This window comes from Vibrio sp. V43_P6S15P86 (assembly GCF_009904725.1).
Classification (GTDB): Bacteria; Pseudomonadota; Gammaproteobacteria; order Enterobacterales; family Vibrionaceae; genus Vibrio; species Vibrio diabolicus.
Genome location: NZ_WXWT01000084.1, coordinates 1 through 8,426, shown reverse-complemented (window position 1 = coordinate 8,426; position 8,426 = coordinate 1). Strand labels below are relative to the sequence as shown.

Here is an 8,426-nt window from a genome sequence, read left to right as displayed (position 1 = left end):
TGTTGTAAAAGTTAATGGGGTGCGTTTGCACCCCATTTTGATCTCGCTTTATCGCTCTTTTTACTATGGTTTTGGAAAAAAGATTAACTCGTTATCTTGCACCATAACGCAATCCATACCCGCTGCATGCGCCGCTCGTTTACCTAGCTCGGTATCCTCGAATACAAGACATTGTGACGCTTCCAACCCAAGATGCTCGGCCGCCACCAAAAAGGTATCCGGAAAAGGCTTATGATTCTCTACATCACTTGCTGTTACCACAACATCCAACTTGTCCAATAAACCGGAGTGGCTCAGTAAGCGCATGGCACTTTCTCGTTGACTGCCAGTTCCGACCGCTATTTTCTTGTGGCCTAAATATTCTTCTAACACGATATTAGTGCACGGAATAACGTCCCCGTGCAGCTCCATAGCAGCGAACGTTTCCATTTTAAATGTAGCGACGGTTTTAGGATCTAATGAAAGCTCATGCACACGGTTTAGCTCCTCAACAATTTTAAAGCTCGGCATGCCTCCTAAACTGTGAAACCACTCCTGACAAAACGGAAAATCAAAGCGATCTGCGGTTGCTTGCCAAGCAGCCAAATGGGCTGGCATGGTATCTATTAAAGTACCATCCATATCAAATATGAATCCCTCATAGGGCCTAAAATCAATCGTGCTCATGTCTTTTCTTCTATTTGTACATCTGTGATGTTAATTTATCAGCTCTTTCAATCGTCCTTACCGGCATTTACTTATCATGCTCAAAATTTCGAACTCCGTCACAATTCAAGAGTGGGAAATTCAATTATCCCCAATTAGAGCTCAAGGAAATGGTGGCCAGAACGTTAACAAGGTAGCGTCCGCTATACATTTACGCTTTGATATCCGACATTCCAGCTTACCTGACTTCTACAAAGAACGATTACTTGCTCTTTCTGACAGTCGTATAACTAAAGATGGCGTGATCATCATCAAAGCGCAACAATTTCGCACGCAAGAACAAAATAAGGAAGACGCCCTGAATCGGCTTCAAGCTTTAATTAAAGCTGCCGCCTTACAGGAGAAGAAGCGTATTAAAACGAAACCAACCCGCGCTTCTCAACGCCGAAGACTTGATACCAAGAACAAGCATGGAGCGAAAAAGCAGCAACGTAAGAAAGTGCTGTATTAATGCATGTCGTTTTCTCGACATGTTAGTTGAACAACGTTTGCTAGCCCTTGGGAAATCTCATTGGATTTCTCTTTTTAGTTACTTATTCAGGAAACAACAATATGACTATTAGGCAAAAACTCTACTTCCTCGGAGTTATCGCCATTTTAGGCATCGTGGCCCTTTTGGGTACGTCATCCCATTTCGCCAATAAGAGCAATGAACTAAACCACGCCATCAAACTCGTTGGCGATTTAGAAATACGTTTACTCAACTTACGCAGAAACGAGAAAGATTTCTTACTGCGTAGTAATGACAAATACTTAAACAAATTTGATGCGAATGTTGATAAGTTTCTAAATACCGAAAAAGAGCTTGCGAGCATACTCACGAGCAATGAATTACCTTCCAGTCAACGATTCAAACAAGACCTTCTTGCATACCAAAAGGGCTTTCAGAATCTGGTCAGTGCTTACCAACGCTACGGACTTGATGCAAAGAGTGGCCTTCTTTCTGGTTACGAGCAAGCACTGTTAGAAGCCAAGCAACGCTCCGACCACCAGCAATTGCTGGCGTTGGTTCGTTTTGACTCTGCAGTCAAATCAGGTCAATTCAATAGTGATTTGCTTGTTGGGCTATATGCTCCGGAGCTCATCAAAACAGGTAAGCTAGTAGCGGCACAAAAACAAGTTGTAGGGGTCGCTTACGACCAAGGCCTACTTGGTGAAACTCGCGCATTATCTCATGCCGTAGAAGAGCAATTTGAAACCTTTTCGACAGCCCTTAGCTCTGCTGCTGCAAAGCGTGATGAACAAATGTCGACCATCAAGCAAGTGATTACTGCCCTGATCTTAGGTGTTATTTTCGCATTGATTTGGCAGATCTCTCGCTCAATCAATACACGAGTAAACAGCTTGCTTGGCACCATTCGAAGCATTAGCGAAACAAACAACATGGGACTGCGCTCTGACTTGAAAGGCAAAGATGAGCTATTTGATATCAGCCACCACCTCAATGATCTGTTGGATAAGCTTGAGCAGTTAATTAGTGGCACCCAAGAAAAATCGGCGCAGTTAACGGCCAGTACCGATAATATGCATCGTGAGCTAGAAGGGGTTATGGAGCAGTTCCATACTCAAACGGACCACACTGCATCGATGGCTACTGCGGTTCAGCAAATGGTGGCAACGATAGGCGAAATATCGGAAAGCACGTCGGTTGCGGTAGAGGGTGTACATCAAGCCGCGAATAATGCCGAACAAGGCCGAAGTGTTGTTGAAACTACTGTAACCAACATTGGTCAATTGACCAGTATTTTATCGAACAGTCAGCAGTCGATTGGCTCGTTGAACCAACATGTAGATAAAATTGGTGGTGCGGTGAACATCATCCAAGAAATTGCGGAACAAACTAACTTACTAGCTCTCAATGCAGCAATTGAAGCCGCGCGAGCGGGCGAACAAGGTCGTGGCTTCGCCGTTGTTGCCGATGAAGTACGTGCCCTAGCTAGCCGAACTCATCAATCTACCGAGGAAATCATGCGAGTTGTTGTTGATATTCAAGCTCAAATGTCGACGGTCGTGGCGGATATTGATCAATGTAACGATCAAGGACAACAAACGCTCAATGCCTCTGAAAAACTGGATTCTAGCCTGCAGCAGATCATCACTGACATGCATGCAATTCAAGGCAATTCGGAGCGCATTGCTTCTGCGATTGAAGAGCAAGGTATCGTGATGAACCAAGTTAGTGGCTCAATCACCGAGCTTAACGCGATATCTGAAAGCAACATGCAATCCGCTCAGGAATGCTTGCACGAAGTGAACTCTGTTTCTGTTCAAGCTCATGATATGGACGAAGCCGTTGCACAATTTAAAACCGCGCTAAAATAACCTTCCCTACAAATAAAAAGCCCGAGGCAATCATTGCTTCGGGCTTTTTTCGACTTTAACTTCGTGCTCTACTGTGCACAGCGGGTGTGATTACTCATCATCAAGAGGAACCAGCTTGGTGTTGCCGCCATGAACTTTCTCACGCTGTCTTTGCACCAGAGCGTAGAAGCCTGGGATCAAGAATGTACCTGCTAGAAGCACACACAATAGACCACCAATCAGCGACACGCCGAGCGAGTTTTGGCTCACGTGCCCTGCACCTGCGGCGAAGATCAGCGGGAAGATACCCAGGATAAACGACCAAGATGTCATATTCACAGCGCGGAAACGTAACGTGCCTCCTTTAACCGCTGCACTATCGATATCAGCATCTTTTTCTTCACGTTCTTGCTTGGCGAACTCCACAATCAAAATTGCGTTTTTCGCCGCCAAGGCTATGAGCAAGACAAGGCCAATTTGCGCATACAAGTTAAGCGGTGTCCCAGTCAGATTCAACGCCAAGAAGGAGCCTAACGTTGCTACTGGCACCACCAAAATAATAGCCAGTGGAATACTCCAACTCTCATACTGAGCCACCATAAACAAGTAAATGAAGATCAAAGCCAGCGCAAACGCATAAATGGCTTGGTTACCCGCAAGTACTTCCTGGTAGGCCATACCTGTCCATTCATACGTGTATCCCTGCGGGAGAACTTCAGCAGCAACGCGTTCCATTGCAGCAATCGCATCACCACTAGAGTAACCCGGAGCTGGTTGGCCTTGAATGATAGCACTACGGTACATGTTGTAACGCCATGCTACATCCGGCTCGAACACTTGCTCGTAGCTCACTAGCGTACTTAGCGGAACCATATCGCCGTTCGAAGAACGAACATGGAAACGCTCTAGATCTTCCATGCTGCTACGGTGCTGGCTATCAGCTTGCATGGTTACGCGGAAGTTCTTACCAAACATGGTGAAGTCATTCACATAAAGCGAACCTAAGTTGCCTTGCAAGGTTTGGAAAATAGACGACAGTGAAATACCCAACTGCTGTGCTTTCTCACGGTCGATATCAACGTAGTAGTGCGGGACATTCGCGCGGAACGTACTAAACGTGTAGGCAATTTCAGGGGCTTGGTTGGCCGCTTGGATCATTTCTCCCATGACCATCGACAAATCGGTACGGCTTCGCCCTAGCGTATCTTCAAGCACAAACTCAAAACCAGACGCAGCGCCCATACCAGGAACCGCTGGTGGCCCCATCGCAAACACAACCGCTTGAGGCAACTCTGTCGCCGCTCGGCCATTAATACGCGCCGCGATGGCATTGGCAGAGTGTTCCCCTTGCAACGAGTTACGAGTATCCCAGTCATGCAGTTTGATAAACACAGATGCACCGTTTGATGCTGCTGCGCCTGTCATAAACGAGTAACCGTTCGCAACCGTCACGCCATCAACACCAGGTTCTTCACCAATCATGTTCATTAAATCATTGGTGACTTCTTCAGTACGAGATAAAGATGCTGAATCTGGTAGCTGAACGTTAACCAGCAAAATGCCTTTATCTTCTTGAGGAACAAACGCTGTTGAGGTAGTTTTCGCAAAGAAAGTAACCGCCGCGATAGCGACTATGAAGAACGTCACGAGCAGCAAAGATTTCTTCACCAAGAAACCAGCGACCTGACCATAACGCGTTGTGATACGCTCTAAGCCTCGGTTGAAAGCCTGGAACCAGTTAGCGGTGTTGCCCCCACCCTGTTTCAATACCAAAGAACAAAGTGCTGGAGACAGCGTCAATGCGTTAATGGATGAGATCACAACCGAAATACAGATGGTCAAAGCGAACTGGCGATACATGATACCAGTGATACCCGGCAGCATCGCGACTGGTATGAATACCGCAAGTAAAACCAAGGTCGACGTGATGATTGGGCCCGTTACTTCTTTCATCGCTAGCAATGTCGCTTTACGCGGTGAAATGGTTGGGTCTTTCGCCATGGTGGTATCGACGTTTTCGATTACCAGAATCGCATCGTCCACCACGATACCAATCGCGAGGATCAAGCCAAACAAAGTGACCGTATTGATGGTGAAGCCCGTCGCCTGCATGATGGCAAACGTACCAATCAGAGAAACGGGGATCGCAACAACAGGAATCAACGTTGCGCGCGCGCTACCCAAGAACAAGTAAGTTACAGCAATCACCAATAGAATCGCTTCAATCAGCGTTTTGACTACCCCTTTGATCGATTCAGATACGAACACGGTTGTATCGTAGCTGGTCTCATACGCCATGCCCTCAGGGAAGTTTTTACTCAAGTCCTCAAGCAGCTCCATGACGGCCTGACCACTTTCTAACGCGTTCGCATCCGATTGAAGAGACAATGCAACAATTGACGCGTCCTGACCACGGAATTTACCGTTACCATCGTAGAACTTTTTACCTAGTTCGACACGAGCGACATCTTTCAGATAAACCGTGGAACCATTTGGGTTAGCTCGAAGGACAACGTTCTCAAACTCGCTCACGCTTTCCAAGCGACCTTTGGTCACAAGGTTAAACTGAACTTCTTGCGGATTGTTGTATGGTGCTGCACCAACACGCCCTGCCGCAACTTGAACGTTTTGTTCAGCCAAAGCGGCGTATACGTCTGACGTGGTTAGCTTAAGGTTGGCCATTTTTTCCGGATCTAACCAAACACGCATTGCGTATTCGCCACCACCAATCACGTTAACTTCACTAATGCCTTTCGCACGAGCGAGCTGATCTTTTACATTCAAGTTAATGTAGTTAATCAAGAACTGATCGTCATATTTACCATCAGGTGAATAGAAGTTAAGGACCATCAGCAAGTCAGGTGAGCGTTTTTTCACCGTCACACCAACCATGCGCACTTCTTGAGGCAGTTTTGACTCGATCTGTGACACACGGTTTTGCACGTTTACTTGCGCCATGTCTGGATCGGTCCCGACATCGAACGTGACATTTAGGCTGTATGAGCCATCGTTCGCGCTCTTTGAAGACATGTAGATCATGTCCTCAACGCCATTGACCGACGTCTCTATGGGGTCCGCAATGGCCTGCTCGACAACTTCCGCACTCGCACCGGTGTAGTATGCCGAAACGCTGACTGATGGCGGACTTATCTGTGGGTACTCCGCCACTGGCAAAATCGCCAGTGAGATCGCGCCTGCTAGCGTTAATATGATCGAAATAACCAGCGCGAATTTAGGTCTCTGAATAAAGAAACGACTTAACATAGTGCCCCCTACTGCTTATCTTCAGCAGGTGTTTGAATGCGCACTTCTACACCATTACGCACACGCTGTAGGCCCTGTGTAATAACCGTATCTTCCTGTTCGAGGCCTTCTCGAATGATAATGCCTTGTTCAACCTGAGGTCCAAGCTCGACATTACGACGCTCTGCCACACTTCCCTCAGCCATCACCATCACAAAGTCACCTTCTAAGTCAGTCTGTACGGCACGTCGTGGGATAACAATAACGTCTTTTGTGTTCTTATCTCTCAAGTTCACTTTGATGTGCTGACCCGGAAGTAACTTCTGCTCTGGGTTTGGCACTAGCGCACGCATTGCAATCGTACCAGTTTTGGTATCAATACGATTACCTAAGAAATCGAGCTTACCGAGATGCTCAAAAAACTGACCATTTTCCAGCTCAAGCTGAACTTCAACTCTGTTTGATTCTGCTGAGCCGTCGCCTTTGACTTGATCCATCCCCATGGCTAAGCGCTCGCGCTCACTCACACTAAATGAAGTATGAACTGGGTCTAAGCTCACCAATGTCGTCAGCACGCCAGATGAAGGGGAAACAAGATCACCGGTACTCACTTTGGTATCGCTAATGCGACCGCTGAACGGAGCTCGGATTTGAGTATAAGAAAGGTTAACTTCAGCAAGCTTAAGCTGAGCATTTGCTGCTTCTAGCTCTGCTTTCGCACCAAGAAGTGCCGCAGTTAAGGCGTCAAACTCAGATTGAGAAATACTACCGCGAGGCAACAAGTTTTTACCTCGGGTGTGGTCTAGTTCCGCTTTTTTTAGCGCGGCTTTTGCTTGTGCAAGTGCCGCTTTAGCACTCGCGACTTGTGCTTCAAAAGAAGATGGCTCGATAGAATAAAGAAGCTGCTCTTTTTCTACCATTTGCCCCTCTTCAAAGTGACGAGCTTTTAAATAGCCAGAAATCTGCGCGGTAATATTGGTATCTTCTACTGCTTCAATGCGACCGATATAAGACTTGCTCGGTTGGTAGTCGATAACCGTGACATCCTGAGTCACTACGAGAGGCGCCTGGCCTTCCCTTTGGGCATTATTAGCTTCCCCGCATCCAGCGAGGATTGCTGTAGCCGCCATTAGTGCGACAAGTGGTTTCTTTTGCATGTATTTACCGTCTTTATAGAACAGGATATTGTTGAATTCCCATCAACCTTACTCCTTGCTGCAACTGAAAACTTCACTCAAAAGCCCCCAAAATGTTTCTAAATGTAAACATGAGAAACAAAAAGAAAATAAAGTAATTTAGTTAACAGTGATATTTAACGAACAATACACAAGCAGCTCAATCATAACTATTTGATATACACTCTCAGGCATCGTGCATTTAGAGGCGCCAGGAAACACTAAGTGAGATATCGTATAAAGACGGAAAGTGAGATTCGGTGCTCAAGATAAGAACGTTTTATGGTTAAAAAGACAAAAAATGACGCCTTCATACTCAAGACCCCGATTTTGACTATTTTTTTAATATAAATGGGTTATCATTCAATTAATTCAACGCCTTCGACAGAGAGGATGACTATGATTTCTAAATGGGCAAAACGCTTTTACCAGATGGCAGAACTAGTGGCGTCATGGAGTAAGGACCCATCAACACAAGTCGGTGCAGTTATCACTAAACAGAATCGCATTGTATCTGTTGGATTTAATGGCTACCCGCACGGTGTTTCTGACAGTGTCGATACCGATGAACGCGAGTTGAAATATCTAAAAACACTACATGCAGAAGAGAACGCAATTTTGTTCTCAAAACGTGACTTAGACGGATGTGATATTTGGGTGACGCATTTTCCATGTCCTAACTGCGCGGCAAAGATCATTCAAACAGGGATCTCACACGTGCACTGCCCTGAGCAATCTGAAGACTTTCTATCTCGCTGGGGAGATAAAATCCAAGTCAGCCAAGACATGTTCGATCAAGCGGGTGTGAAAGTCGACTGGCTACCACTAGAAGACATTGAAATTGAAGACAAAGACGTGCGCTAGTATTCCATCTTAATAGTTAAATAGCCCAGAGAGATCTGGGCTATTTTGTTATTAAATCTGCAAGAGGTCTCGACGTAGTCTTTTAACCGTGTTTTTTCGCGGTGAGTTCAGCAATTTTGACGATGACAAGCACTGATT

The 8,426-nt window shown here is 46.0% G+C and carries 6 protein-coding genes; 3 read left to right on the top strand and 3 right to left on the bottom strand.

Annotated features, from left to right (window positions below):
• Positions 1-63: 63 nt before the first annotated feature.
• A complete protein-coding gene (locus CAG69_RS03650) occupies positions 64-666 on the bottom strand; it encodes a beta-phosphoglucomutase family hydrolase (RefSeq protein ID WP_031780520.1) in 603 nt (200 codons plus the stop codon).
• 76 nt (positions 667-742) lie between these two features.
• On the opposite strand from CAG69_RS03650, the gene arfB reads away from it, so the two are divergent.
• Entirely contained in the window at positions 743-1,156 is a 414-nt protein-coding gene (arfB, locus tag CAG69_RS03645; protein ID WP_005396137.1) for an alternative ribosome rescue aminoacyl-tRNA hydrolase ArfB, read from the top strand.
• Positions 1,157-1,257: 101 nt separating this feature from the next.
• Positions 1,258-3,027 carry a methyl-accepting chemotaxis protein gene (locus tag CAG69_RS03640; RefSeq protein WP_161442772.1) on the top strand — a complete coding sequence of 590 codons (1,770 nt, stop codon included), beginning with the start codon at positions 1,258-1,260 and terminating at the stop codon, positions 3,025-3,027.
• Positions 3,028-3,117: 90 nt separating this feature from the next.
• Here the strand turns inward: CAG69_RS03640 and vmeZ are convergent, their stop codons facing one another.
• Both vmeZ and vmeY read right to left on the bottom strand, forming a co-directional pair.
• On the bottom strand, positions 3,118-6,270 hold the full coding sequence (gene vmeZ / locus CAG69_RS03635; RefSeq protein ID WP_046875892.1) for a multidrug efflux RND transporter permease subunit VmeZ: 3,153 nt from the start codon (positions 6,268-6,270) through the stop codon (positions 3,118-3,120).
• An 8-nt stretch (positions 6,271-6,278) separates the two neighbouring features.
• Positions 6,279-7,406, bottom strand: a complete 1,128-nt coding sequence (gene vmeY, locus CAG69_RS03630; RefSeq protein ID WP_161442770.1) for a multidrug efflux RND transporter periplasmic adaptor subunit VmeY — start codon at positions 7,404-7,406, stop codon at positions 6,279-6,281.
• A 417-nt stretch (positions 7,407-7,823) separates the two neighbouring features.
• Here vmeY and CAG69_RS03625 point away from each other — a divergent pair, with 417 nt between their 5' ends.
• Entirely contained in the window at positions 7,824-8,288 is a 465-nt protein-coding gene (locus CAG69_RS03625) for a dCMP deaminase family protein (RefSeq protein ID WP_005373515.1), read from the top strand.
• The last annotated feature ends 138 nt before the right edge of the window (positions 8,289-8,426 follow it).